Here is a 25,954-nt window from a genome sequence, read left to right on the forward strand (position 1 = left end):
ATGGCCCTAAGAGTCAAAGACACAGCCGTCTCTGCTCGGCCCAATCAGCGCTTTTTCCAGGAAGGCACCGCCCTTAATCGCGTCCTCCAGGAATGCCCCTATCTGCCCCGTTGCAGCGATGACAAAACCGCTGCGCGCATCCTGCCGCGTGAATACGCCGTCTGCTATCCGTATATGCAGATCAACCGGGAAGGCATGGTGTCGTGGCTAATCTTCGACCTGGACCACTACAACGCGCTGATTTGGGATGACGCCGGGCTACCGCCACCGAATCTGATAGTGCGCAATAGGCGTACAGGCGGAACACACCTCTATTACGCCATTATCCCGGTATGCACTACCGACAACGCCCGCAGTCGGCCCATTAACTACCTGAAAGCCATCTACAAGGCTTTCGTGGCAGCGCTCGATGCCGATCCCAATTACCATGGCGGCCCAGTCGCTAAGACGCCTGGCCATCCATGGTGGCAGACCCAGGAACTGCATAACCACGTCTACGAGCTGGCCGACCTGGCCGAGTGCGTAGACCTGGAGCCGATCACCCCATGGGGCAAAGGACCAGACTACGAAGCGGCTTCCCACTCGCGGCATTGTATGTTGTTCGAGAACCTGCGGTTCTACGCCTACAGCATCGTCAACTTGGAGCGCGATAAAGGCTCCTATGACCACTTTGTCCGGCGCTTAACCGCCCATGCACACAACGCTAACCGCTTTGGCGGGCGCGGCTCGTTTGTCACTGACCTACCGCTGTCCTCGATCCGGTCAACGGTCAAATCCGTCGCCCGGTGGACCTGGAGCAAGTACACGGGCAACAGCCGGTGCCACCGTGGCGTGATGGAGCTAGACAAAAGCCTTCCCCTGGTCGAGCGGCAACGCCTAGCGGCCAAACGCACGCACCAGGAGCGACACAAGGCCACAGAATCCAAGATCCGTGCCGCGTGTCGCATCCTATTGCAACAGGGCAAGCCGCTTGCTCAAGCGGCCATTGCGAGCCTTGCAGGCGTCACCAGGCAGACGGTGGCCACCTATCGACACATCCTCACCGAAGCCCGCGTTAACAACGTGGTGCCTTTCAACGCCGGCGTTTTAAGCCAGGCGGCCAGATCCGCCCCGACTGACCAGCCAGAGACAGGCCAGGCCGGGAAAATTAGCGATGTTAAGTATGGTGCCAATCAGATACCTGCCCCTAGGCGGCGCGGTAAGCGACGCCCAAGGCAGCTGCTTTTAGCCTTTGATGATCCCCCATAAAGCATAGTGCGGTGGCTGATGGGGAGTGATTCGACACACCGTAGACACGTTTCCCCACACCTAAACCTGCAAGGTGCGTGCGCTGGCCAGGTGATCCAGAACAACGCGACTACGGAAAGAAAATCCCGTCCCCGCAGCTTGATAACCGGTTATCTGGCGTAAGGGTTTATCTGTTTACTCAAGGCAAAACTTAACCTATTCTGTCAGTATTCCAGGCGGCAACCTGGACGGCTAACAAGATGGGAGTTAGTGACTTATGGCTAGATCGAGGCAAAGCCATGCGACGAAAAGAGCGACTGACACCGCAGGACTTCGACACGCTCAAGGCCCATATGGGCTCGCGGTGGAAGCCTGCGAACATCGAGGCGGTGCGCCAAGTCATGGTCGAGGGGCGTAAGCAGAAGGACATAGCCGCCGATCTTGGCGTTACGGAGAAAGCCGTCTCGCAGATGGTGAAGAAAGCATACGACTTGCACCAGGAACATGGCACAGCGCCGGAAGGCTGGGTAACAGTCTTTGCCACCCTACCCCCTGACCTGGCGGAACACGTCAGGCAGATGGAACAAACCGCACGGGCAAACTTGAGCAGAGGCAAACAATGAACGTACCGCGCAAATTCAAGCAGAAATCATGGGTTAACCAAAAGGGCGGCAGTGGTAAGTCGATCCTGTCCTATAACGATGCGTTTTACCTGGCTGAACTGGGCAAGCGCGTGCTGTACCTGGACGGCGACGAACAAGGCAACGGCAGCAAGCGTCTGGCGCAATACGCTGTGCCTGGCATGGTGGCGTCTGATCTTTTCAAAGACACCCCTCTCGAAGCCATCCAGCCAGTTGAGGGGCAAACCCTTAGCGTCCTGATGGGTGACAAAGGTCTGATCAAGGCCGAGCGCACCACGATGGACGATGAAGAAATGGTAGCCCTGGTGCGTGCTCAAATCGGTCGTATCGCGGAGCATTTCGATTATGTGATTGTCGATACCGCTGGTTCTAACAGCCGTGTGGCTAACGCGTTCCTGGTCAGCTCTGATTACGTAGCCATCCCGTGTCGGATCGACGATTACAGCATTGATGTGGCTAAAGAGGTCTTGAAGCGGATTGCGTTCATTCAGCAGCAGTGGAACCCGCACCTGGTAAGCCTGGGCATTTTGCCCAATGAGTTTGACGCGACCCAGCCAGCACAAACCGAATGGCTCAAGCAGTTGATGACCCATTTCCGCAAGTACCTGTTCGGCGGTTTGGTCAAGAAAAGCGCGGCATTGAAGGAAGCCGCGGCTGAAGGCGTGCCGGTGTGGCGCTTGCGCGATGAGAAAGGCCAGATCAAAACCGCTGCGCGTACGTCCGGTAAAGAGGTGCGCGCCGTATTTGAAATGATGATGAAAACGATGGAGCAGGCCAATGGCTAAGAAACTGGACCTCACCGACCTGGCGAATTTTGACCCGACGCCGGTAGCAGCACCGGCCACCTCGGGCGCGAGCGCTGGCCCTGTCCAGGTGCCAACGGGCGACGTTATCCCGGACCCGAAACAGCCGCGTAAGAAGTTCGACCAAGCCAAGCTTGAAAAACTGGCCAAGACCATTAAAGCCAGTCGCCTTAACCAGCCGGTCACGGTTCGGCCAAAAAACGCCGATGGCAAATACGTGATTGTCATGGGTGAACGCCGGTGGCGTGCTTGTACCCTTGCCGGATTGGAAACCATGCCGGTTATCTTCGGGGACAAGGCCGATGGTTATGACCAGGTGACAGAGAACACCGAGCAGGAGCCTCTAACCACGATGGAGCTTGCGCGCTTTATTGCGGAGAAGGTCGAGGAAGGCGACAAACGATCCTATATCGCCGAACGTCTCGGGATGCGCGCCGATGCGGTATCGCAACACCTGGCACTGGCGACGGCACCGGATTTCATTCAGCAGCTGGGCGACGATACGCAGATCGGTGGCCGAACCCTGTACGAATTGATCCAGGCACACAAAGAGTATCCCGCCGAGGTCGAGCGGTTCGCTCAGCAGCCAGCCGAGGAAATCACACGGGCATCGCTGGGGCGCCTGGTGGAGCAGTTGCGCACACGCGAAGCGCTGCAAGCCGACGCGGATGCACAAGCCAAGGCGCAAGCCGAGGCGAAGGCCCAGCAGAGCGACAATGCGCCAAGCGGGGGCCAGAACAACGGTCCTGCTAATAAGGAGGAAACCACAGGGCCGAAACCTGATGGTGACGGACATTTAGAACGTCCGTTGGACCTGCCGCCAGCGGTGCAGCCAACACCAGCAACCCCGGAACCCAAAGCCCAGGACGGTGGCCAAGCTTGGCCAGTGGTTAAAATCCTGGTCGAGGGCCGGGCCGCCAGCCTCACCCCTACCGGCATTGTCCAGGTGGTTTATGCTGACACGGGCGAGATTGGCGAGGTCGATTTGTCGACCGTCCAAATCTTGAGCGTGGAGGATCGCAGGAATGAAAGCTCATAAGGTAGCTACTGGATCACTGCGACTGGCAGCGTTCTCGCTGCTGTCGCTTATTCGTCCGGCAGTGGTGCTAGCCCTGGAGGTCGTTGCAGCGCTTTCGCTGCTGGGCTTCCTGGCCTGTGCCTTGTTCGGGGAATGGTTCATATTCACCGTATTCCTGGTGGCGGGCGTGGTATCTACGGCTTTGGCCTGGAGCTATGACGCCCTGCTAAGCCGCCTGGTCCCCTTCGGCTACGGCTTCCTATCAGAGTGACTGAATGCCATGTATTCCAGGATCAACCAGGCCAGGCCATTGCCTGGCCGTTTTATTTGAATACCCTAACGCATATATGCTCTAGGTTAGCTCATGCCTGCCACGCTAATCCGGTTGGCCAGGGTATTGGCGGCGGAAACGACCTGCCGCATACTGGTTGCATATACAGTACAAGGAGCCAATATGTTTTGGGATTACGAGCAGTTGCCGGAGGTGCCCGCCGACATTCTCGACCAGTTGGAAGGTCGAGGCGTTGACGCGGGAGACATAAGCGACCGCGAGCGTTCAGCGCTACAACGAGTGATCGCTATTAACCAGCGCCTCTATCGCCGGGCATGGGAGCTTGAACACCAGGTAGAGGAACTGGAGACCCACGGGCAGTACATGCGACAGCAGATTGTCGGTCTGGTCCAGCTAACGCGGCGACTAGGCTACGAGCCATCTACCAAACCGCCACGGTAAGTGGCGCAGACTCCCTATACAGATCCTTTCACTGCCTCTCTTGCGCGGTCGTCGTACTCTTCCTTGTACCGCTCTCGGATCACCGTCATTTCATCTATGAGCGACTGCACCTGCGGGGCTAGCGCGGCTTCGAAGTCGGCCAAGTCTGCTTGGCCTACGGTGGATTTCGTCGCCGCTGTCCGGCCAGGTGTGCCGAAAGTCACTAGAGCGGCACGCAGCGCAACCCCTCGGCCTATCAGCCGGGTGCATAGGTGCTCCGCGACCGTTGGGGTTATGTCTAACCCATCGTCGCGGGCGGCTCTAAGTGCCGCAAACATCAGCTCTCGTTTGCACCGCTTGTGCGCGGCTGCTACCTGCGCCCCACACCGCCCCGCTATATGGCGCAACGTCTCAACGCCACCGGTACGGTTGAACAGGAACCGTTCCAGCAGTTCGCCATAAGCGGCTTTGACTTCCGTTTCATAGACGTGCAACAGGGTTTCACGCTCTGGTATCTGCATGGCGGCTTCTCCGGTGGCATATAGCTATACCCTAACACATATATGCGTTAGGGTATAGCTAAAGCGCCATCCGGCGATAGCGCCGGGCTATTCAACCTCTTGGAATCGCTGAGAGCATTCCCCGCAGATCAGGTGCAAGCCAGGCTTGGCCCACACGTTGATTTTGTTTTCACAGGCGCAACTATATTTGGCGCGGGTCTGCTTTGATGGTGACGGTTCCGTCAGTTCGGGGGCCTGGATGTTCTCAGGGTCTACCCCGTCCACCGCCCCTTCCAATGCAGCTTGCAGGAGTTCGGCGGGCACATGGCGCCCAGGGCGTTGGTCAGCCCATGTGATTTTGAATGAGGTGGCCAGCAACTTTTCTAAAGCCTGTTCGAATGCACCGCCTTCTATGGGGTAATCGGCCATGCGCTCGCCGGTTTGCTTCCCGCCTGGCTTGCCGGTATCGCTGGGCATCAAGCCCACGGCTTTCATTTTGTCGCCCCACTCCCGATTGTGATAGCGGCGGCGGCCTGGCTTACCGAAGTGGTGCTGCCACAGATGCACCATTTCATGCACCATCGTTTGCATGACCTCTTTCAGAGGGATGATGCCGAAGTAGGCCGGGTTCAACGCGATTTCATCGGTTTTCGATTTGTCGCCCTGGTTAAAAAAACGCTCAGCCGAAAAATAGCCGTAGGTTTTTTTCTCGCGCTGGAGCGTGATTAGGCAGGGGGGCAATTGGCCGCTGAAAAGCTCCGCGTTGAAATGCGCGTAGGCTCGGTCTAGCTCGTCATAGGCGTCTTTCGTGGGGATCATCATCGGCCAATCTCCTTTGGATTGTACAAACCAATTATAGTATAACTTTGGTTTGTACAATCCATTTTATTGGTTTGTACAAACCAAATTTTGTCATGACAAATTTTTCGGCCCGATACAACGCCACCTCAAAAGCCCCCCCACCGGCCCCGCTGCCCTCGATTCGGGGCGGTAAAGCCGCGCCCCTCACCCTGCGCACATTCGTGCTTCGGGCTGCGCTTCGCTTGTCATCGGCCGGGCCGGTGGGGGAGAGCAAAAGCCAGATCCGCGCCCGCCGTCGAAATTTGTTTTCCGTAGTAGCAATGGGGCGACCAGGCGGCGCTGCCGGTTCTGGTTTGTACAATCCAAAAATCGAACAGGCGACCAGGCGGGGGCGGGCCGCGCTCTGCGCGGCCAAGAGCCTGGCCCGCGATTGCCACCTCTACGTTTCCGTAGAGGTGGATGCCCTTTTTTGCCATGGCAAAAAAGTGGCTTGGTGTAGGAGCTAATGCAGGATAGACTAATCGTCGAAAGGTGCAGCACCTTCGGTGCGCACGTCCTCGGGCGCTGTGCGCCCTGCGGTCCTCGTTCTTCGAACTGCGGGAGGGGCAGAAGCCATGCCATCAAAGAAACCGCTCCTATCGGCGCGGGTAGATCCAGACACGAAAAGCCTCTTTGACAAGCGGGCGGCGTCATTGAACATGACGACAGCCGCGCTACTGGAAAAGCTGGTGGAGGCATTTCTACAGAAGCCATCGCCCGAGCCTTCGGCGATGGCCAAGGCCGAACCCGCCGAAGCAGGGAAGGCTAAAGCGCGGGTGGATGTTCCACTGGCACCATCAGAAGGTAAGGCGCTGGAACAGTTGGCGGGGGAAATGGGATGGTCAAGGTCCAAATATCTGGCCCAGCTTTTCCGCGTACATCTCTCTAGTGAACCGAGATTCAGCGAGAAAGAATTGCTGGAGCTAAGACAAGTGACCATGCAGCTTTCGGCGCTTGGTCGTAACGTCAACCAGATTGCCCGTGCTCTCAATGTGAGCCTGGATCATGCAAACCAGGCTCATGCTGTGCAGTGGGAAACCATGCACAAGGTCATCGACTTGCACCGGCAGTTCGTCAAACGTCTGGTGAAAAGCAACCTGGACTATTGGGGGATGAACGATGGCGAGCAATGACGCGGGCGGGTTCTCCCGCGACCAAGAACACAACATTGAATTCGCCTTTGGGCATCGCAAGCCAAAAGGGCAGAGACTGACGCTAGGGAAGGGCGCGGCAAAAGCTCAGGCCTGGCGCACGGTACGCAAGGTGCCCGAGGTCATGGTGCGGGTATCGGGCGGCGGGAAGACGAGCCAGCACGTAAAAGCTCACTTCGATTACATATCCCGAAATGGAAAGCTCGACATGGTTAATGACCAGGGCGAACTTATCCGGGGCAAGGATCAAGTGGGCGACCTATTCGACTCTTGGGATATGGACTTATCGAAGGGGCAGGGCAAGCTCAAACAGGCGTTCAATGTCGTGCTGTCCATGCCTGCCGGAACAGATCCGCAGAAGGTACTGGCAGCGGCTCAGGGCTTTGCGCGGGAAACGCTGTATGGAAAACACCAATATGCAATGGTTCTGCATACCCCTGAAACGGACCCGCACAAGGATGCTCCACCACACCCCCATGTTCACCTAATCATCAAGGCCGAGGGGTATGACGGGAGACGCCTACACATCCGCAAAGCGACCTTGCAGGCCTGGCGGGAAACCTTCGCGGAGCAGCTTAGAGATAGGGGCATTGAAGCTAACGCTACGCCAAGGTCGATCCGAGGTGTTACCAGGAAGGGCAAGACCGCAGCTATATATCACCTGGAGCAGCGCGGGGCTTCACTTGTCCAAGCCGAGAAGGTGAAGCAAGCCGCGAAGGAATTGAATGATGGTGACACGGAGTTGAAGCCGTGGGAGAAGGCCATTATCAACCGGCGGCAAAAGACGCTGCGTGAAATGCTCCAGGCCGCGAATACGTATGAAGCGGAAGGGGACGCGGACCTGGCCAAAGCTATTCGCGAACATGCGGCTTCAATGCCTCGACCGGAAACCGAGCGGCACGCAATCAAGAAGGCCATTGTTCAGAAGATCAAGGAAGGTCGTGGGAAGGATCGCGGCCAGGAGCAAACCGCACCAGATCGAGACGGGAAAGAGCGTTAACAGAAATGGCTTTTCTGTATGCGCACTTTTGTGTTATTTGTTGTGCGTGGATTGGTACCACCTACCCCCGGAGGGAGCATGAAACAGAAGCTCAGCATGGGCCAAGTGGTTTTGGCCTGGATCAACATCATCGTAGGAACCGGCACAGCAATACTCGGCTTGTGGGCCTTCCTGGCTACCTTGACCGATTGGGACTTGAAAATGTCCTGCTACTACCTGTTCGCAATCGCATTCGGTTCCTTCTTTGTATGGAGCGGCGCACGTAAAATTCGCGGACAGCACCTCAAGCCAGCGCAAACCGCCTCGGAGGTCGATCATGAGACGCCGTGAATTCCTTGCTTTGAATTACACCACCGACGTTAAAACGCTGATGACCGTAGAGTGCGATTCGGGTTTTAGCGTTGAAGTGTTTGGCGATGGGGCCAACGGCAGCTATGAATGGCGCCTGGTGGATGAAGCAGGCTTAGTGGAGCAGCATTCCGATTGTGGCTATGGCATCCCTGCCATTGCCTTGCGGGATGGCCTTATCGCTTACTACGGGATGCCACGGGATGATTCAGAGCTGGAGCATGTAGATTTCCGTCCTGCCAAGGGCAAGTTACTGCGTCAAGCCGACGCCCCAAAATCGCTACCACGGAAAGAAAATGGCGAGTGATAAAACAGGCTCGAACCCTACTAGTCGCAACGTGATTTGTAAGTCATGGCACAATGATGACTCCACGACGCCAAGATTGAGCACTGACGATTGAGCACGGATATTTTCCTACCCAAGATTTCCGAAGTGAAAGGCCAAGTTACGTGGCTTGATAGCGGTCTGCCTGACCTGCGAACTCTGCCACGTGAGCTTCGTACGCAGGCCCTCGACGAAGTGACCGCAGCGACCACCCATGAAGACGCTATCGAGGTAACTGCTCAGCATTTGGGGTTCATTGATCCTGCGATTCTGTCCGTAACCGTCGAGACCCCTATGGGGGATGTGACGATACAACGTAACAGCATCTATCACATTGTCGAAAAGCGGTTAGATGCTCGCGAACGATATGTGAGAATGGCTTTAGATACGCTCACAGGGCCGCTGGAGGTTTGGAAGGTGGCCTTTACGGATGGTACTAACCGCCTGGCTTTCATCGGTGCATATGAGTCAAAGCGTCAAATGCTGGTAAGCGTCGTTTTCTTCGAGGGGCTGATGCTCTGGAATTTTATGCACACGGACGCTAAATCGCTCAACAAACATCGTCATGGCGAGTTGTTGTTCAAACGCTACACACTTTTTTGAAGGCAAGAAAAAGGGCTACTAGCGACAGTAGCCCTTGAATAGATGCTTGATATTCATATTCACACCCTCAAGCAGGGGTGTGGAGGTCTCACCCTACGCCGATGTTCAGCCATCGCCGGGGTTCCTACGCCAGTCATTGCCGCTGAAGGCCACTGGTTTCGCGCTCACTTGCAATCATATACAAGGTGACACTTGTGTCAATCAAATTTGATGAATTGCCGTGATTTCCCGGGACCTTTGGTGATCCAGGATGATGCCGGCAGATGGCTCCTACGCTGCCGATGCAGTTATCAGATAGGTCTACCCAAACGAGAGTGCCCACAGTGTACGGGTTGATTTATCATTTGCCGGAAAATCATTAGTCAAACGATAGGTTATCGTTCAGCTTTGTTTATTGGGGTCAAATGATAAATAGCCAATGCCGCCTTTATTTGCGGGCCAGTACCAAAGACCAGGACGAGCAGCGAGCCAGGTTCGCCCTGGAGCAATTCGCGGCTGAACGTCAGTTGTCCATCGTCGGGGTTTACGCAGACTCCATATCCGGTACCAAGATAGATCGGCCTGCGCTGGCCAAGCTGCTGGATGAAGCGGAGCCGGGCGACGTGTTGCTATGCGAGAGCGTTGACCGGCTTTCCCGGCTATCCCGAGCCGACTGGCGCCGGTTGCGCCAGATGATCGAAGACAAAGGCATGCGCTTGGTTGTCGCGGACTTGCCCACTACACATTTGCTTATCGGGGGCAATGACGTTACCGGCCAACTCCTTTCGGTTATCAATGATCTATTGCTTGACTTGATGGCCACCCAAGCCAGGATCGACCAGGAAAAGCGTGTGGAGCGAATACGCGAGGGGTTGGCCAACAAGAGAAGGAGAGGGGAGCCGGTAGGGGGCAGGGGCCGCAATCAGGCCAAGTGGGCCGCCGTTGAACGACGGCTGAAAGAGAACCTGGCTATGGCCGATATCGCCAAGCTATGCGACGTGGGCATAGCCACGGTCTATCGAATCCGCGCTGAGGTCAACAAAAAATCAATTTCTGACTAGCCATATTAGCAATATCTGCGCTAACACTTTTGGCAAAAGTGTCGTATCATAAATGCGTATTCTGTTAAGGAGACGCACCAATGAACCGCGCAGACTCTCACCGCAAACCGCAACTGTTTAACGTCCTGGACAGTACCGGCCAGGTCGTCTTTCAAGGCACCATAAATGGCTGTTCCCACTGGGTCGATTTGCACGCGCGCGGCAAGGTCTGCGTAGAGCGCGTGCGCCGCTCGATTCGCAAGGGGGTGCGGTATGTCCACTAAGAAAAGCCCCGAGCAACAGCGCGTCATCGAGCGTGTGAAGTGTACCCGAGTCATCGACCTGGCCACACTCAGCGGCGAGGAAGTGCGCGCATTCTGCGCGTTTCAGCCGTCCCGCTTTCTTGTTACGTTGCACCAGGTCTGGAGTGGCCAGGCGCAAACGCCACCATGACCACGGCGTCAGTACAGAGGAAATCAGCCATGAACGCCACCGATACCATTACCCGTCAAGCATTGTCCGAAGCCTTGCGCCGGTGCTGTGACCAGCACCCAGCAGCAGACAACCACCACCGCTTGCATCCCGATGCGTCGCTGATGGCCGACCTGTTCGGCCTCATGCTGCACTATGGGAACACATCGACCGCAGCTGCCGAGGTTGACCCCGCAATCATCGCCGCCTATGAACGCTGGAGCGGTGCGTGACCGGGAATTGTTCCCGATTTTAAGAGTCTTACCACCCCCAGGCTAAAGCCAGAAACCCAACATCTTGTGTCGATCGCAGCTGCCGGCGACACAAGATGTTGGGTTATCACCAAGGAGAGAGGCATATGACCGATACCCCCAATCTGCACCACCTGGCAACCCAGGTGATCGACGCGGCAAAGGAGGATGTGAAAGGAATTTACAAGGGTGAACTAGACCGCGACCAACTGTATTTTCACTTGCTCCAGATGGACCCGGACCTACTGGCGGAAGTGGTCCCAGCGCTTCGCGACCTGGAAGACCAGGACTATGCCGGGGTTATGGGAGTAGTCATTGAAAGGCTCCAGGTGGACAACATTGTTACCCATGGCCAGCCCGCTATGTGGATTCAGGTCACGCCAAGTCAGGAAGGTATGCACCCCAGTTCATCCGAGGGGGATCGCCGTTGGATTCGCCTGGCGACTATCGAAGAGGTCCACCCGCAACCGATCATCGCTATAGGCAACGACAGCCGCCATTGGCAGCGTGCCGTGCAGATCCTGGCTAATGAGAAGCGGTACCACGTCACGCCGACTTTGTTTAAAGGGCTTGCAGTCAAGCACGTAGTCGACAAGGTGTTGGCCCTGGTGAACCATGCTGTCAGCGAAGAAAACCGCCGCAGGATGCAGCTCTAACCCATCTCACGCGAGCAATGAAAAGCCCCGGTAACCGGGGCTTTTTCATTGTGCTGCTATCGCCATTTGCGTAGCGGGCGTGCCTGGCGGGGGAAGCTGGAACCGCTTCCATCCAGCCAACACCAGGTCGGGGTAATCACGCTTGCCCCGGCTGCCATTGTAGCGCCCTAAAGCGAGGAACAGGTCACCGCCTTCGGTATCCAGGTAGTGACGAAGGATTGCACAACCGTACCGCAGGTTTGTGCGCAGGTGGAACAGGTTGTCGGTAGGCCGATCAACCACTTTCAACCAGAACGGCATGACCTGCATGTAGCCCCTAGCACCGGCGCTGGACACCGCATACTTGCGGAACCGACTTTCCACGTACAGAAGGCCCAAAACCATTTCAGGGTCAAGGCCCGCCCTTGTCGCCTCATAGTGGACGGCCAGCAAGAGCTTTTCACGCTCACCAGGGTTAGGCACCCAATCAACCAGGCGGGGAAGCTGAGCAGTTAGCCAGGCTTCCTTCGCTGCTACGGAAAGAAAAGATCCGTCCGGGGTGGCCTGGTCACTGACGGCCAGACTTAACCCCGCACGAACCGATGCGGAAATCTGTTCCTCGGCCTGCGCCCCGGCGCTGGCCACCCCAGGGGCAGCCAGTACCGAGAGCAGGAGGAACGCCAGGGGAAGGCGCCTCAACGGGCGGCCTCCCTCTGCTTGGCATTACGTGGCTCCGCTTGTACCTGTTCCTTCCCCTGCTGCTTGACCAGCTGGGCTTCGCGGATCTTAGGCGCCGGTACTGGATCGCCGTGCGCGATGCGTTCAGCCATGGCCAGCTGCGCGACCGCTACGAACCGTTCTTGTTCTTCCTTGTTGTTCGGCCATTGCCGTTCGGCAAACTTGTGCGCCGCCGCTACAGTGCCGTAGGCCGGGGCCAATTCCGGGTGCTTGCCAACCACTTCGCTGCGGTCGCCATATACGAAGGCTTGCGCCTTATCGACCGAACCCACTTTCCAGGTATTGCGGATCGCATCGACTTCACGGGTACCAATCTGCTGGCCCTGGTCATCGAACACTTTTTCCTTGGCGGTAACGTCCTTGCTGGCCACCTTTTCCAACGCGATGGTTTCCCCAGGCTTGGCCTGGCTATCGCGCATGGCTCGTTCCAGGTCTTTACCCCACACCACCTGCTCGCCCGCCTCGGTCGAAACCTTGACGTAATAGCTCTGGTCTTTCTTGTCGTTGAACTGATAGGGGGCTTTGCCGTGCTCGAGGAGTTGCCCAGTAGTCACACCGGCACGAATGCTGAAATCCTTGAGCCGGGAAACATCCGGGCCACGCTCGCCCTTGCTCTGTTCGGTGCTGACGGCGGCGACAGGGGCGGCCTGGCCTGGCAACTGACGATCACCTGCAGGTGATTTAGGCGGACGCTGGCCAGCGTCCTTATCGCGCTCGGTACCAGCCTCTAGGCTGTTTTCTTTGGCAGTGTCCTTGACCAGCTTAGCCAGGTGCGCTTTCTCGATGGCAGTAGGACGGTAGCCGCTCACTTCCAGGCCGTTCATGGAGGCTTCCAGCCACGCAGCACGGCGGAATTCCTCGGTGCCTTTAACGGTGATTTTCTCCCAGCCACGCGCCTTGGCAATGTCCACCATGGAAGCTATCACTTCCTGGTTTTCACTCTTCGTGGCGAGTTTCTGGCCCTTGTCATCGAAGGCTGCTGTCTTATCGGGGAAATAGAACTTGTTGTCCACCTGGACAAACCGTTGTTTGACATGCTCGGGAATGGCCTTCTCACGCGCTGTAACGGCTTCTTTGTTGAAACGAAGGGGTTGGCCAGCGTCGGCTGAATCGCGACTGTCAGGGCCTACCAGGGGCATCGGCTCGCGGGTGCGCTCTGCCAGGCCCAGCGTTTCCCGTTCTAGGCGTACACGCTCACGTTGGCGGGCTGCAAACAAACGTGCCTCAGCATCTGCCGACTCCAGGGCGGGAGCGGCGCGCTGGGCTTCCAGATCCGCACGGCGTCGGCTTGCAAAGTCTTTGGCCTGGCTGTCCAGTTCAGGCGTAGTTGGAGGCTGTTGAACGACAGTAGTGTCCAGCCGCGGATTCTGCGCAGCCGTGCGCAAGTTGTCGCGCTGCTGGCCAACCAGCGCGGACAGTTCCGGGTCGATATCAGCGTCGCGGGAAACGCCGCTTTCTACGCTGTTTTCGCGTGCGGGAGCAGGAGCAGGAACCTTGGCCATCAGTGGAATACCGTTCTGCTTGAGCGCGTCGACCGCCGAAAGAGGATTATCCTTGTCGGCGGTCTTGGCATTGATATCGGCCCCGGCTTCGATCAAGCGGTTGGCCGTGCGGCCATCCTTGGCGGATGCTGCCGCGTGCAGGGGCGTAACGCGGTCCTGGTCGCGTGCATTGACGTTGGCCCCGGCCTCGATCAACGTCTTTGCCACCTCGGCATTACCGGCCTTCACAGCAGACAGGAGCGGGGTTTCGCCCTTGACCTGGCCAGCCTCCAAGTCCGATTTCGAAACCTTCGCCTCGATGTTGGCCCCGGCCTCGATCAGCACCTTAGCCGCCTGCGGGGTCAGGGCCGGATCGTGCATAACCGTCTTGCCGCTGGGCAAACGCATGTTCACGTCTGCCCCACGCAATACCAGACCTTCCAGGAGCATTTGACCATTGATTTTCTCACCGGTCGAAAGCTGGCCACGAACGGCGGAAAGAAGAAGAGGCACGCCATTATCCAGCGGCTCTTTCATGTTCGCGCTCAGAGATTTATTCGAGTCGATGATTGCCAGTGCGGTATCGACGTTGTTTTCACGCAGCGCCGTTACAAGACCTTCTTTATCAGCTTTAGTAGCCATAAGTTACGTTCCTTCTGCGTCAGTCAGCGATTGAATTAATAAAGGAGCCAAACAGTTCTTGCATTTCCTCGTCAGTGGCGGGTTCGTTTTCGGGTAGTTCGATTTTTTCAAAGTCAATATTGTAATCAGTGAGGGACAGTTTATCTATAGTTTCAATGTCATCAGCAACGATTTCCCGATCAACGTACTTAAGCAGCTGGCCATCAACTTCAGTTATTTCTTCTTTGGCCGGTTTAGGCTTTGGTTTTGCCACTCTGGCGGCAGGAGGAGTGTATTCTGCTACCGGTTGAACATGCGGCGGAAGCAATCGTTTCTTGAACACCTTTTCCTTATAATAGAAAACTTTCTCGCACAGAATGGCGTTCATGTTTTCCACAAAGATGATTTGGCGCTTCTTACCAATCTGGCGTACCTCTTGAGGTAGCAGCAAGGCACGTTTCGTTTCAGACGTATTAGTAGATCCGCCTTTCATGTCGAATTTTGGGCGTGAATGGGATTTAGCTTTAACCGTAGTGTCACCAAGCATTTCAGACACAGTGCGGGCATGCTCTTTGTTCTTAGGGGCGAATACGATTTCAGCACCCAAGCATTCAATGATCGTTTTGGCAACCTCGATTCCGTAGGTTGCGATCAACTGGGAAATAGATTGAACAATGATGAACGGGCGAATGTTATAGCCGCCCATGTATCCGATAGCTTTGGCTATCACTGGCATTCGTCCGGGGGCCGTGAATTCGTCCATGATCCAAGCCAATTGGTATTTAAGTTCGGGGTTATCTTCGGGCATTTCATCCATGTTCAATTCAAGAATCTGCTGCGCAAACAGGTTCAAGAGCAACGACAGATAATCCAAGTCTTTCGGTAGAATGCCCAGGTAGATAGTAATCTTTTGTTTCCGTAGCAAGCGCAGGTCAACGGAGCTACGGCAAGTTGCAGCGTCTACCAGAGGGTTAAGCCACAACTCTAACTTAGCGGTGAAGGTCTTACGAATAGACGATTGCGTATTACCGCTAGTGAAAATGAAATCATATAGCGCAGCCTTGCAGGCCGAACTAAGCGGCATAGCGGATTCGTCGCGTTGCTCGATAATTTCTTTCCAGTGTTCACCAACGGTTTCACCTTCACCGAACATGATTTGCCGGACAATCTCCCCGAATGTTCGGGGCAGGCTTGGAGTTTCAAATACGTACAAAGCCAGACCTAGGAACAGAGTGCGGCAAGAGGCTGGCCAAAATGGGTCACCGTCTGCCGGATCTGGTGACAGCATATTGCCGATTTTTTGCAGATCGTTAACGCGCAGCATCGGATCGTCTGACACGTAGTCGAGCGGGTTCCATTGCATGGTGCGCATTTCGGGGTCTACAGGACTAAACAGGTAGACATCGCTGAATGTCTGCCGGAACCCCGAGGTCAGCCGGTAAGACTCCTTCCGCACGTCCAGCAGCACGACGCTATCAGGCCAGCTCAGCATGTTGGGCTGCACCACACCAACGCCTTTACCAGAGCGCGGCGGGGCCGACAGGAGCGCACCCAGCTGGCCCGACAGCATCAGAAAGCGGCCCCGCCATTTGCCGATAATAAAACCATGCTCGCCAAGCAACTTGTTCCGCTTGATTTCGGCGGTATTGGCGAACCGCGCATCACCGTGCAACTTACGGTTGATCGGAGCAACACAGATTCCAATTACGATAAGCGGCGGAATGAATCCCGCCACCGTGCAGATACTCAGCCACTTCTTAACCTGTGGTTGAGCACCGTAATAAACCCAATAGTCAATGATAGTCTTGGGTGTTGCATTGAATGGCGGTTCGCCAATTTTCCAGAGGAACCAATAACCAGCGAGATACAGCCCGAGAACTACGCCCATAACACCAAGAACGGTAAAGGCCTTTACCTTGGCATTGAAGCTGTCCAGTTCGTTCAACAACATATAACCCCCTTATCCCGCTACCTGGATCGCGTATTCAGGATCGTAGTAAATCTGGCTTACATACGGTTTGCCGTGTTCATCGCGTTCGCACTGAATAACGATGTTAATCAGCATGTAAAGGTCTTTGATGATTAGGTCTTGAGAGAGTTGGCTACCTTCAGGGCTGGCCTGAATCATATTGGCCATGCGGCGGAATGCCATTTTCGGGCTGTTGGCGTGAAAGCTGGCCATGGTGCCAGGGTGGCCGCTGTTCACAACATTCTGAAAAAAGAAATACGCCTCGTCGCCGCGAATCTCAGCTAACAGCACTCGGCTTGGAAACTGACGCAGCGTAGAAGCCAGCACGCCCTTCACCCGCAATTTTTCCGATGCGTCTGTACTCCTAGTGAACTTCAAGTTCACTTGGTTACGGTGTGGCAGACGAGATTCGCGGGTATCTTCTACGGTAATAAGGCGTTCGGTTTCCGGGATCTTATGCCCTAATGCGTTCATCAGTGCAGTTTTGCCCGAGCCTGTTTCACCGACAAAGAAAATATTTTGCTTTTCTACCACGGCGGTGCAAAGGAACCCCACCACATCCTTAGCTTGAAACAGTTCAAGCAGCGTGCGCTCTTTTGGCGTCAGTTCGCGGTTCAGCTCGGCCCGTACCTCTGCACTGATACCGCGTGTTTGAACCCATTGGGTACGCTTAAAACTACCAAAGCCGATAATATCCTCAAGCGTGAAAGCCTTCCCTTTGGGGGGAAGGCGTATTGTGATACTTGGGGTTTCTGTGACTGGCGGCAAGGTGATTTCTATTCGCTGCCCTGCTGGAAGTTCAGCGCTGATGATTGGCTCGCGAGGCTGGCCCGAAAAGTTCGCTACCAGTCGGCTAAGTTCTTCACACCACTGGTAGTCAAGCTCCAGCATCCTGACGTACTCCCAATGCCCATGGGTATAGGTGCAAAGCTCGAACGGTTTGTTGATGCAGAGTTCGTTGTAATCCCCGTTGAGATATTCGTTTAGTAACTCAAGATGGATCTCGACCGTATGCAGTCCATCGTTGTTATCGGTCATTCTTTGTACTCCAGGCTATAAACCTTCCCGAAATCAATATCCCGCGCCACATAGATAAAAATGTTCGCGCCCTGGTTACGAGTCAGGGTGTTCGGAATATTGGCGGCTTCCTTGAAAATCTCGGTGGCCAAGTCCTGCCCACCGCTGCGGGTGTTGCCCAGGTTGATAGTGGTGTTCTGGCTATCGTTGCTTTGCTGGGTCGCTTCCAGGTATGCGCCTACGTCGTCAATGAGGCTCAGCGCGACGATAGGCCCCCAGCGTTCGGCCAAGTGGTAGTCAATGTCGCCTGTGACGCCGGTACGGCCAAGTTCATCGGTGGCCGCGGAACTCAGGTTGAACGCAACATTGTTTGGCATCGGAGTGCGGCCACGGGTCCACACAATCGGCAGACGCCGATTTCCGCGAGCCAGGCCCATGAGTTGCTGGCCGGTGTAGATGGTGCCGCGCTCGGCCACAATGGCGCTGTGATCGGCAGACCACAGGTCATCGGTTTGGATGCACTGCACCATGCCAACCAGTGACGAGTCCAGGGCCGGGCGCACAGTGCAAGGGATAGCCTCGCCCTGGTAAACCATCAGTCCAGGGTCGCCCAGTCGGTACGCTTCCACAGGGTCCATCTGTGCGGATTGCAGCGACTGCGAGAGACGATCACCAGGGTTGGCCTGGCCACCTTGCCCGGGTTGTCCAGCAACGGCCTGGTACTGGCCACCCGGCTGTCCCCCAGCACGGGCAGAAGTAGCGGCAGCGCTCGATGCCGAACCGGAGCCATCGAGCTTGAATTTCACCGACGACGACAGACGTTCTTCCCGCTCGATCTGCGCCGGCGATTTCACCGGCTGGCCATTGCTGCCCCGTGCGTTGACGTTAGGCGGCGGAGGTGCAGTCTGACCGCCCTGTTGCGAACTGGCGGGCGCATCCAGCGCGCCGACCTTGAGAGGCGGCAACTGTGCGTTGGCCGTTTGGGTAGTGTCGACGTCGCGGTCTTTACGCTCCTGGCGCTCTTTGATAAGACCGGCGTAGTAGGTGAATAACAGCCATCCAGCAAAGCCCAAGATACAGACACCGGCAATGATATTGGTGACACGGGCTTGAACCCGCATACCTTTATTAACCGATGCAATCTTGCGGTCGCCTTGAATGGACTGTTCTTCAACTACTTCGTCCTCTTCTTCTTCGACTTCATCCCTACGGTTCCATGGCATTCTCATTGTTCGGCCTCCTTCAACACACGCTCAACATGCGGTGATTGTGTTTTGGTTTTAGGGCGATCACCGCCGCGTGGGTCATATGACTCGTTGTAAATACAGGTCACAAGCTCGCCACTACGGAAAATAAATTTCGCTTTCACATCATGAATCACTACAACGTCGTCGTTGACGTTGTAATTAGCCATGACTTCCTTGCCTTCCTCGTTTTCGTAGTAAATTTGCGGAATCTTGGCCCGAGGTGGGAAGGTCACGTATGTAGCCAAACCGTTATCGACCACACGCGTAGGCTCGATAGTTGTAGCGCCTTCGACAGTCCAGTTATCGCTTTGGTGGCGGCCATCGCCTTGGGCCAGCATCTTCTTAACCAGGTCAGCTTGGCCCTTAGCGCGACGGTTTTGCAGGTCATCTTCCGGGTAGCGGTACTGGATGAACTCATAGTTCACTTCTTTAGGACCGGCTAGCACCATGTCCAAGTTGTAAACACGTTTGTTAGTGAGAATGTGAATGTTGGTGTTGGGGCTACCCCTGGATGGCTTCATAAAGAAGCCGTTTCCGGCTGTGATCGCTCCGACATTCCAGGCGTCAGTATATCCACCGCCCATGTCCAAGATGCGTTCGCCAGGTGCGAACATAACCAGAGTGTCACGGCCTATTCGGGCTTTCACGGTCACATAGTCGTAAGGGTCGTAGTCAACGAATCGAATACGCTTGTCCTTGGTTGACGCTACCGGGGTCGATGCCGCGATAGCTTGATAGTTCCAGGTGCAGCCGATAAGAACTGCAAGCGCGATAGGGGTGATTTTCATGGCTACTCCCTCCCGTCAGTTGGCGAGTAGGCTGGTGCGGACAAACCCGAGCGCTGCGCGGGTTGATACGGTGCCGCTTGAACTTGGCGGCGAGATTCTGAACTCGGCGCACTCAACACCTGGTTAGTGTTGTACTGGGTGATTTGCAGGCCAATATCATTAACCCGGCGCTGTTCCTCAGACTTTGGCAAATTCACCATTTTAAATGCTACGTCTGCAATCCAATGCGTCACCGCTGGAATGCCATTTGCCGTAACAGTACGTTTAAAGTGAATTTGAGCGGTATCCACAATTCCTTGTGTGTTTTCCCGTGGCGAGATAGTTTCAATCTGAACCTTAACGGTCGCCTTGTTGCCGTAGACATTCAACGGGCCATCCGGGTTTTCAGTATCCCAGTATTTACCCCACTGCGACTGCAACTGTGGTGACATAAAAGCAGCGGCACAGAAGTAGTCACTTTCCGCCATGTCCTTGATATAGCGTTCACGGCAAACCGCGAATGTATTAAGTGCGCGCCGCAACAGCGCATCTTCGTACTTGTCCTTGACTTCCTCCAAGGAGCGCAGCGGGTTGATAGCGCCGGTTGTCTCGTTCATGACGAGAACTTGCGGAGGCGGTGGAGGCACCATTGCCGTTTCAACTGCTCGATGGGCTACCCACAAACTACCGAACGCGAAGACGACAGCCAGGCCCGCGACGCGAAACGACCATTTGACCATTTTGTCTTTGCGTTCGATTTCGGTATCCGCCCAGGACTGGGACGCCTGGAGGATTTGCTGTATGTCTTCGTGAGATTCCACGAACTCTTGAATGGTCGCCAGGAACCGCTGTAACGACGCTTCGTCGCCTGCGGTTCTTGGGGCATCGGACTGTTTACGTTTTTTGCGGACTTCCATTAGCCGTCTCCCAGGTCGAAAGCATTAAGGGCGAGGGCCTGGCCGCAGCTGGGGAAGGTAATTCCGGCTTGGCGGTCTGCGTTGATTGGGCGGCGATCCTTGCCATCGCAGCTAGGGGGCTGATGGGCGCAACCAGCTGCGGCTACGGCGACGGTCAGGGCGAGTACACGTAAAACGATCTTCATTTTTGCATTCCTCACACGCACAAAAAAGACGGATACATAGCAACACTTTACTATGTTCCGTCTATGCAGAAAAGGCATTTCTGTAGTTAGGCAGGCGTCCATGCCTTGGTTTCCCCGTAAACGCGACCAGCGGTTAGACCTTGATATGGCCGCCCCGTGGCCGCTTCTTATCGCGGTTGCGGTTCGGATCGCGAGGACGACGGCGAGGCATGAGCGAGCGCAGCGACCGAGTCAGGAAGCGGGCAGCCAAGCGCCCAGCGCCGTAGGAATTGAACGACACGCCACCGGCCAGGCCGCCCGCTTTTGATGGAATCTGTACCAGGCACAGAAGGGAAATCGCGCCGGTTACCAGGAACGGGAACAACTGGCTAACCTGCGCGGTATTGGTGATAGCAGCTGCACCGGTTGATGCTCGTTCATACAGGGTCATCACTAAGGCGTTAGCGGCAATGGTCATAATGATAACCAGGGCATAGTTAGCGAGTTGCTGCACCCAGCGGCTAAAGAAATCGGACGTAGATTGGAACATCAGCGAGAAGATGAACAATGGTCCGATTGCCATGATGATTGCCAATGCGATTTTGGCACCGACGATCAAAAAGCACGCATAGGCCGTCACCAATATTGTTTGGCCCCAAACCAGGATGGCGACCATATACATACCAGGGTCACCGACCAAAATACCGGCCTGGTCCCAAAACTTTTTACCGGCTTCAAAGCCTTTACCCAGGATGCTATCCAGCGAACCAAAAATGGTGCTGGTATCAGAAGCGCCGAAGAACGACTGTCCAAGTTCCAACGGGGCTACGCTAAACGTGTTAACGACATACTGGTTGTATGCGGCAAACTGAAAGCCGACATAGAGGATAATCACCATCTTTAGGATGCGCTGTAACCCATCCATCATAGGTTCTTTGGTGCCACCTCTCAGCAACGCATAGCCCCAAAACATTACGTACACGGCCAGTAAGGTGTTTACCGCAGGTGCAATAGCGTTTGCGACGGCGACGACGTTCTGCGTGATGAACGTGTTAGTCATTCCGTCTACGAACGTCAGCACCTGCGTATAGGTTTGCGTAGCCATAGCCTAGACTCCGAGTTATTGCCCCTTTGCAGGGGCTTTTTTAAACGAGTCCGGGGCGCTGGTATCCAGACTTGGGAAAGAAGTCTCGCCGGACCTTTCGGCCCGGCATTCAGCGTCACAAACCACCTTGTCTTTTTCGTCCCAGCAACCCGAGAGGCAGACCAGGACAGCAGCGAGAGCAAAAAACCGTTTCATATTTTCTTTCCGTAGTCAGTTGTTAGGTATCGAGGTATCCAGGGCGGGAAAACTATCGTTACTTCCGCTCACCTGCATACGCATTTCGTTTTGCATTTGACGCGCTGCGGCATCATTCGCTTGCGTCAGTTGCAGAACGCTTTGTAATTGCGCCTGGTCATTCTGCAATTTGGCCTGTTCGGACTGTGCCACAGCTTGCAGGTCCATAATCGCCTTCGGGTCAGTTGATGAATTGATACTGGAGGAAAGGCGTTGCAGGGTCTGCACACGTGTTGCGGAGTTGTTATAAGCCGCCTGGCCAAGCGCTTGTTGGTTTGCACTCATATTGCGCATGTTCGATAGATAACTTTGCATCTGTGGTGACAAAGACGCTGCTTCGGAAGAAGAAAGGACAGATTGCGACTCACGTATCTGGTTAGCCGAAGCGGCCAAGTCGCCGTAAGTCGGGCCACTGTTGCTGTTCAACAGAGCCATGCTTTCATCCCAGTTATCCGGCAGACCATTGCGCGGCGAGTCGGACATAAGCCCACCCATGCCGCGATTACCGGTCAACGAACCGTATTGTTGCTTGGACACTTCAAGGTTGTTCTGTATCTCGCTCAGTTGGTTGCTCAGAATCACGCCATTCGCGATGGCTTTCTCAATGGCCAGGCCGTCGATAACAGGCACAACATCAGCAAGGGCGGCCCCCGAGCTAATCACGGTGGCCAGTCCAATGGCAACAGTAATGCGTTTGAAGTTCATCATGATTTTCTCTCCGCAGCTTTGAAGTGTGGTAGCCAGTTTTCTGGCTCGTCGCCGTATTCAGCACGCAAGGCGTCGACCAGGGCGACCGTGTGTTTCTTACTCGACAGCACGTCAAGTTCAAACTTCATACCTTCCATATCGAACTTGCAGACCACAGAACTGTGACCTTGTTGCAACACGAAGATCCGGCTGGACTCCGGGTCCGTCTCTTTCACAAGCTGGAACACCCGGTCAGACACGCCGAGCGTCTTGTATTGCTCGTAATCCGCCTTGTCGTTGGGGAACAGGATTTTGTTTGGCGTCTGCTCGATCAAGGTGTGAGCGATTGGGCTTTTGAGCGCGTCCTTTGGCGACTGGGAGTCCAGCACAACGAACCCGTTGTTCTTACGGATCGTTTTCAACTGATCTTCTACGAAGTCCTGGAACGGCGCGTCGCCCAGGGCCTTCCAGAATTCAGCGATGAACAGGGCGAATCGCCGACCATCTACCAACGACTGCACCAAGTGGAACAGGTACATATTGATCGGGGCGCGCAGCTCGTCACTGTTCAGAAACGCGGTCACGTCGAAGCCTGTAATGAGCGCATCGCCCAGCGACCCGGCCAGCGTGTCGGTCTTGTTGTCGAACACCCAGGCGTTTTCGCCATCAGGTTGGCCAGCACGACGCGCATAGCACCAACGCTGGAGGCGCTTGTAAATGATCGAATCCACGTCCAGGAAATCCAGCACCCGGCCCAAGCGCCGGTGTTCCAGATCCTTGCGCAGTACCGAGTTAACCGCCGCCTCGATCCGCTCCACGTCGGTTACGTCCAATGCGTCTACGTTCCCTTGCGGCGCCGCAAGGTAGAGCGTCAGACGCTTGAGGAAAGGCATGGTGATAGGGTTGTCTTTGTCCAGCTGGAACGGGTTCCAGTTGGTCGGAACGCCGCTTTGAACGGGGTAATACCGCCCGCCGAGGGCACGAATGATGATTTCCGTATCCCGGTCTTTTGTGAACAGCACGCAGGTAGCGCCGAACTTGGTAAGCATGGCCAGGTTGAATGCCACCCATGCGGTTTTCCCCGACCCAGTGGGGCCGAGCACCATGGTATGACCCACGTCCTTAATTTTAACGTCGTTCTTGTCCTGCGGATCAGAGGAATGGAACGAGAAATAATAGGGCGTTCCCGCTGTAGTCATATACATAGTTAACGCATCCCCCCAGTGGTTGTTTGTCAACCGACCGGACGGGAAATTATGCAGCGGAGCAAACCCGCTAAAGTTTTTGCTGTTAATGCCCGACACTCGCGGACGGTCCTTGAACTGGCCGGGGAATTGCGCCCAAAAAGCCGATACAATGGCCAAGTCTTCCCGAACGGGTGTCATGCCAGTATCACCCAAGATATCAATGGCGTCCGCCACATTGTCATTAAGCCCTTCAACCGTATCGGACTTAACGAACAAATTGAAATGATGTTCGCCCATAACTATGCGGCGCGAAGCCAAGTCGTCGAGCGCATCGTCAATTTCATCAATCTGCGAAGTTGCATCATCTTCGGCAGCTTCCATGCGGCTTTGAGCTATGCGCATGGTTCGGCGTGCGGATTCTTGCTTGATAAAGCTAAAGGATTGCGTCAACACAAAATCATAAGGTGCATTGAGCAATTCATTAAGGAACACCGGGCCGGTTTCAGCCGGGTAAGTGCCTATCCCGAGCATGGCCCCAAAATAGGTACTGGTAGCGCCGCGAACCTCGACCGTTTCATTACCCCAGAACGGACGAGAAGCGGGCAGGAGCTTACGCAGCGGCGCCTGGCCAATTGCAACGCGCTGCCAGCGCCCATTCAGCAAGAAGCCCATGAATTCCATGGGTTCAGAGCAGTAGATGCCTTGATGCTTGTAGATACCCAGCTTTTCGGCATCGTAGCGGCGCAGCGTTCGCATGACTTGGCGAACGACCTTATCCAGCTTCTCTACCGCCTGTTCGCGTTCGGCCTGGCGGCTGGACTTATCGGCCTTCGACACCAGGTTAAACATGGCGCTGCCAATAGCGGACGGGAACGGTCGGTAAACCACTGTCAAATAAAGCTCATTGACGCGCAGTTTTTCGCCTGACAGTCGAGACGAGTATTTATCGTTAAGGTCTTTGGCAAACCCTTGTGGAAACTCACCTGGAGGAAATCTATGTTCCCTACGGCGAATAATATGTTGCCACACTCCGACGTTGTGACTTGATATGTTTTTGAGCAAGGCATTAAGGCGCTTATGCCAAATGTTTACTTGCTCGTCATCTGCACTTTCAAAACTTGCGCCGGTCAGGCGGATTACTTGCATGTAATCCCGGTTCTTCGTCATCACCGTGTGGCGGTCTACGTGAACCTCAAACGGAAGCCGCTCAGCAACTGGCGGTTCATGTTTGATAACCTTTTTCCTCAAACTCTCGGCAAAGCTCATATCAATCCCCTTTTCTGGAGTTTGCGCAATTTACGCTTACTCAGTTTCTTTCCGACGTTGAACTCCAGGGGGCTATAGGTAGCGGCGCGCCAGTAATAGAAGTTGCCGAGGAACGCAAACGCCTTAGTTCTACCCCATAGGTAGATCAGTTCAAACGCCCGAGGGTCGTAGAGACAGATGCAATACAGCACCAGGTGAATGGGGATGAAGGCCAGCAGCCACAACAAATTTTTCGTGAATACGAAACATTCGATGGTGAACATCATGTTGATGATGAAGGCTTGCCAGGTGACTCCCCAGCGCATCGTGGGACGCGTAGGCCCCACGAACAAGGTATCAACTAGGATTCCGTCGTTCTTATCCATGTGGGGCCTCGCTTGGGTGTGGCTCGGTTACACGCCGAACAGGCCGCGAATCCAGGTAACAATCTGGTCGCTACCGAACAGCAGGACGATGCCGACGATTACGCCAATGAGCCACATCCAGTGAATCTTGCCGAACAAGGCTAGGGCACCTACGACCATCACCGCGATACCTGCTACGGGGGTCAGCATTGCCAGGGTGTCGGCGGACAGTCCAGTCGCACCGGTTGTAAACGGGTTTGCTGCCATGGCCAGCGCCGGGAAGATCGAGCCGAAAACAGCGGCCACGAACGCCAGGAGACGGCGATTTACTACAGGGCGTGTCAGGGTTTCATGAGTCGTCTGTACTGTCATAGTCAAGCTCCAGGATTATCGGTGCGTTGGGGCAATCAAGCCCCCGTATGTAGCTGGCCAGGGTGTTCAAGTTCGGCCAGAGTCGTGGTTGCTTCCTCGCGTTGAACAGAGTGTTTTCGCCATCCTTCCAGGTTAAAACCACTATCAGGCTGAATTTCTGTTCCTCTTTTACCTCCCGCAAGATGAACTGTTTAATGGCCTTATTTTTGGCGTTGTCCTCTAGCTGGTCTTCATAGATGGACGTCATTTCAGTGGCCTCGTGTGTTGAGTGTTGGGCCGTTATCGTATCCTTTT

At 55.3% G+C, this 25,954-nt stretch carries 32 protein-coding genes; 16 read left to right on the forward strand and 16 right to left on the reverse strand.

Annotated elements, in window-relative coordinates:
* The 6 genes from ACP6KB_RS28410 (at position 1) to ACP6KB_RS28435 (ending at position 4,422) form a co-directional block, all read left to right on the forward strand.
* A complete protein-coding gene (locus ACP6KB_RS28410) occupies positions 1-1,248 on the forward strand; it encodes a replication initiation protein (protein ID WP_212628895.1) in 1,248 nt (415 codons plus the stop codon).
* Between the two features lie 278 nt (positions 1,249-1,526).
* A complete protein-coding gene (locus tag ACP6KB_RS28415; protein ID WP_182275391.1) occupies positions 1,527-1,850 on the forward strand; it encodes a TrfB-related DNA-binding protein in 324 nt (107 codons plus the stop codon).
* On the forward strand, positions 1,847-2,653 hold the full coding sequence (locus tag ACP6KB_RS28420) for a ParA family protein (RefSeq protein ID WP_212628896.1): 807 nt from the start codon (positions 1,847-1,849) through the stop codon (positions 2,651-2,653). The genes ACP6KB_RS28415 and ACP6KB_RS28420 overlap by 4 nt, the downstream gene beginning before the upstream one ends.
* Positions 2,646-3,710 carry a ParB/RepB/Spo0J family partition protein gene (locus ACP6KB_RS28425; RefSeq protein WP_212628897.1) on the forward strand — a complete coding sequence of 355 codons (1,065 nt, stop codon included), beginning with the start codon at positions 2,646-2,648 and terminating at the stop codon, positions 3,708-3,710. The genes ACP6KB_RS28420 and ACP6KB_RS28425 overlap by 8 nt, the downstream gene beginning before the upstream one ends.
* Positions 3,697-3,960, forward strand: a complete 264-nt coding sequence (locus tag ACP6KB_RS28430; protein WP_182275388.1) for a hypothetical protein — start codon at positions 3,697-3,699, stop codon at positions 3,958-3,960. Before ACP6KB_RS28425 ends, ACP6KB_RS28430 begins: the two co-directional genes overlap by 14 nt.
* Positions 3,961-4,143: 183 nt before the next feature.
* Positions 4,144-4,422, forward strand: coding sequence for a hypothetical protein (locus ACP6KB_RS28435; protein WP_212628898.1), 279 nt, complete (start codon positions 4,144-4,146; stop codon positions 4,420-4,422).
* A 14-nt stretch (positions 4,423-4,436) separates the two neighbouring features.
* On the opposite strand, the gene ACP6KB_RS28440 is transcribed toward ACP6KB_RS28435, so the two are convergent.
* Positions 4,437-4,922 (reverse strand): hypothetical protein, encoded by a 486-nt coding sequence (locus ACP6KB_RS28440; RefSeq protein WP_212628899.1) that lies wholly within the window; start codon positions 4,920-4,922, stop codon positions 4,437-4,439.
* 87 nt (positions 4,923-5,009) lie between these two features.
* Positions 5,010-5,723, reverse strand: coding sequence for a SprT-like domain-containing protein (locus ACP6KB_RS28445; RefSeq protein ID WP_212628900.1), 714 nt, complete (start codon positions 5,721-5,723; stop codon positions 5,010-5,012).
* Between the two features lie 593 nt (positions 5,724-6,316).
* On the opposite strand from ACP6KB_RS28445, the gene ACP6KB_RS28450 reads away from it, so the two are divergent.
* From ACP6KB_RS28450 to ACP6KB_RS28495, 10 genes are all read left to right on the forward strand, one after another.
* Entirely contained in the window at positions 6,317-6,874 is a 558-nt protein-coding gene (locus ACP6KB_RS28450) for a plasmid mobilization relaxosome protein MobC (protein ID WP_212628901.1), read from the forward strand.
* Entirely contained in the window at positions 6,861-7,892 is a 1,032-nt protein-coding gene (locus tag ACP6KB_RS28455) for a relaxase/mobilization nuclease domain-containing protein (RefSeq protein ID WP_212628902.1), read from the forward strand. Before ACP6KB_RS28450 ends, ACP6KB_RS28455 begins: the two co-directional genes overlap by 14 nt.
* Before the next feature lie 78 nt (positions 7,893-7,970).
* On the forward strand, positions 7,971-8,222 hold the full coding sequence (locus ACP6KB_RS28460; RefSeq protein WP_212628903.1) for a hypothetical protein: 252 nt from the start codon (positions 7,971-7,973) through the stop codon (positions 8,220-8,222).
* Positions 8,209-8,547, forward strand: a complete 339-nt coding sequence (locus tag ACP6KB_RS28465) for a hypothetical protein (protein WP_212628904.1) — start codon at positions 8,209-8,211, stop codon at positions 8,545-8,547. Before ACP6KB_RS28460 ends, ACP6KB_RS28465 begins: the two co-directional genes overlap by 14 nt.
* 90 nt (positions 8,548-8,637) lie before the next feature.
* The gene (locus ACP6KB_RS28470; protein ID WP_212628905.1) at positions 8,638-9,168 is read left to right on the forward strand and encodes a PBECR2 nuclease fold domain-containing protein; all 531 of its coding nucleotides are present in this window, start codon (positions 8,638-8,640) and stop codon (positions 9,166-9,168) included.
* Positions 9,169-9,572: 404 nt separating this feature from the next.
* The gene (locus ACP6KB_RS28475) at positions 9,573-10,208 is read left to right on the forward strand and encodes a recombinase family protein (protein ID WP_212628906.1); all 636 of its coding nucleotides are present in this window, start codon (positions 9,573-9,575) and stop codon (positions 10,206-10,208) included.
* Between the two features lie 80 nt (positions 10,209-10,288).
* The gene (locus ACP6KB_RS28480; protein WP_212628907.1) at positions 10,289-10,471 is read left to right on the forward strand and encodes a hypothetical protein; all 183 of its coding nucleotides are present in this window, start codon (positions 10,289-10,291) and stop codon (positions 10,469-10,471) included.
* Positions 10,461-10,640, forward strand: coding sequence for a hypothetical protein (locus tag ACP6KB_RS28485; RefSeq protein ID WP_212628908.1), 180 nt, complete (start codon positions 10,461-10,463; stop codon positions 10,638-10,640). Before ACP6KB_RS28480 ends, ACP6KB_RS28485 begins: the two co-directional genes overlap by 11 nt.
* A 29-nt stretch (positions 10,641-10,669) precedes the next feature.
* The gene (locus ACP6KB_RS28490) at positions 10,670-10,891 is read left to right on the forward strand and encodes a DUF3717 domain-containing protein (RefSeq protein ID WP_212628909.1); all 222 of its coding nucleotides are present in this window, start codon (positions 10,670-10,672) and stop codon (positions 10,889-10,891) included.
* A gap of 125 nt (positions 10,892-11,016) precedes the next feature.
* Positions 11,017-11,565, forward strand: a complete 549-nt coding sequence (locus ACP6KB_RS28495) for a hypothetical protein (protein ID WP_212628910.1) — start codon at positions 11,017-11,019, stop codon at positions 11,563-11,565.
* 45 nt (positions 11,566-11,610) lie between these two features.
* Here the strand turns inward: ACP6KB_RS28495 and ACP6KB_RS28500 are convergent, their stop codons facing one another.
* From ACP6KB_RS28500 to ACP6KB_RS28565, 14 genes are all read right to left on the reverse strand, one after another.
* Complete coding sequence (locus ACP6KB_RS28500; protein WP_212628911.1) at positions 11,611-12,243, reverse strand: transglycosylase SLT domain-containing protein; 633 nt, start codon at positions 12,241-12,243, stop codon at positions 11,611-11,613.
* Positions 12,240-14,405 carry an LPD7 domain-containing protein gene (locus ACP6KB_RS28505; protein ID WP_212628912.1) on the reverse strand — a complete coding sequence of 722 codons (2,166 nt, stop codon included), beginning with the start codon at positions 14,403-14,405 and terminating at the stop codon, positions 12,240-12,242. Before ACP6KB_RS28505 ends, ACP6KB_RS28500 begins: the two co-directional genes overlap by 4 nt.
* 19 nt (positions 14,406-14,424) lie before the next feature.
* Positions 14,425-16,335, reverse strand: a complete 1,911-nt coding sequence (locus ACP6KB_RS28510; protein ID WP_250036193.1) for a type IV secretory system conjugative DNA transfer family protein — start codon at positions 16,333-16,335, stop codon at positions 14,425-14,427.
* A gap of 9 nt (positions 16,336-16,344) precedes the next feature.
* Positions 16,345-17,391: a P-type DNA transfer ATPase VirB11 gene (virB11, locus tag ACP6KB_RS28515; RefSeq protein WP_212628914.1), complete on the reverse strand. Its 1,047-nt coding sequence runs from the start codon at positions 17,389-17,391 to the stop codon at positions 16,345-16,347.
* A complete protein-coding gene (locus ACP6KB_RS28520; protein ID WP_212628915.1) occupies positions 17,388-18,599 on the reverse strand; it encodes a TrbI/VirB10 family protein in 1,212 nt (403 codons plus the stop codon). The genes virB11 and ACP6KB_RS28520 overlap by 4 nt, the downstream gene beginning before the upstream one ends.
* On the reverse strand, positions 18,596-19,405 hold the full coding sequence (locus tag ACP6KB_RS28525; protein ID WP_182275402.1) for a TrbG/VirB9 family P-type conjugative transfer protein: 810 nt from the start codon (positions 19,403-19,405) through the stop codon (positions 18,596-18,598). The genes ACP6KB_RS28520 and ACP6KB_RS28525 overlap by 4 nt, the downstream gene beginning before the upstream one ends.
* Positions 19,406-19,407: 2 nt before the next feature.
* Entirely contained in the window at positions 19,408-20,301 is an 894-nt protein-coding gene (locus tag ACP6KB_RS28530) for a type IV secretion system protein (RefSeq protein ID WP_212628916.1), read from the reverse strand.
* Positions 20,301-20,486 (reverse strand): hypothetical protein, encoded by a 186-nt coding sequence (locus ACP6KB_RS28535; protein ID WP_182408785.1) that lies wholly within the window; start codon positions 20,484-20,486, stop codon positions 20,301-20,303. The genes ACP6KB_RS28530 and ACP6KB_RS28535 overlap by 1 nt, the downstream gene beginning before the upstream one ends.
* A 133-nt stretch (positions 20,487-20,619) precedes the next feature.
* Complete coding sequence (locus ACP6KB_RS28540; RefSeq protein ID WP_182275400.1) at positions 20,620-21,570, reverse strand: type IV secretion system protein; 951 nt, start codon at positions 21,568-21,570, stop codon at positions 20,620-20,622.
* Between the two features lie 210 nt (positions 21,571-21,780).
* A complete protein-coding gene (locus ACP6KB_RS28545) occupies positions 21,781-22,512 on the reverse strand; it encodes a type IV secretion system protein (RefSeq protein ID WP_212628917.1) in 732 nt (243 codons plus the stop codon).
* Complete coding sequence (locus ACP6KB_RS28550; protein ID WP_182275398.1) at positions 22,509-24,944, reverse strand: VirB4 family type IV secretion/conjugal transfer ATPase; 2,436 nt, start codon at positions 24,942-24,944, stop codon at positions 22,509-22,511. The genes ACP6KB_RS28545 and ACP6KB_RS28550 overlap by 4 nt, the downstream gene beginning before the upstream one ends.
* Positions 24,941-25,309 carry a type IV secretion system protein VirB3 gene (locus ACP6KB_RS28555; protein WP_182275397.1) on the reverse strand — a complete coding sequence of 123 codons (369 nt, stop codon included), beginning with the start codon at positions 25,307-25,309 and terminating at the stop codon, positions 24,941-24,943. Before ACP6KB_RS28555 ends, ACP6KB_RS28550 begins: the two co-directional genes overlap by 4 nt.
* A gap of 27 nt (positions 25,310-25,336) precedes the next feature.
* Positions 25,337-25,660: a TrbC/VirB2 family protein gene (locus ACP6KB_RS28560; protein WP_220460315.1), complete on the reverse strand. Its 324-nt coding sequence runs from the start codon at positions 25,658-25,660 to the stop codon at positions 25,337-25,339.
* The gene (locus tag ACP6KB_RS28565) at positions 25,638-25,907 is read right to left on the reverse strand and encodes a hypothetical protein (protein WP_162465317.1); all 270 of its coding nucleotides are present in this window, start codon (positions 25,905-25,907) and stop codon (positions 25,638-25,640) included. Before ACP6KB_RS28565 ends, ACP6KB_RS28560 begins: the two co-directional genes overlap by 23 nt.
* Positions 25,908-25,954 lie beyond the last annotated feature (47 nt).

The organism is Pseudomonas sp. NUPR-001, assembly GCF_052147955.1.
Classification (GTDB): Bacteria; Pseudomonadota; Gammaproteobacteria; order Pseudomonadales; family Pseudomonadaceae; genus Aquipseudomonas.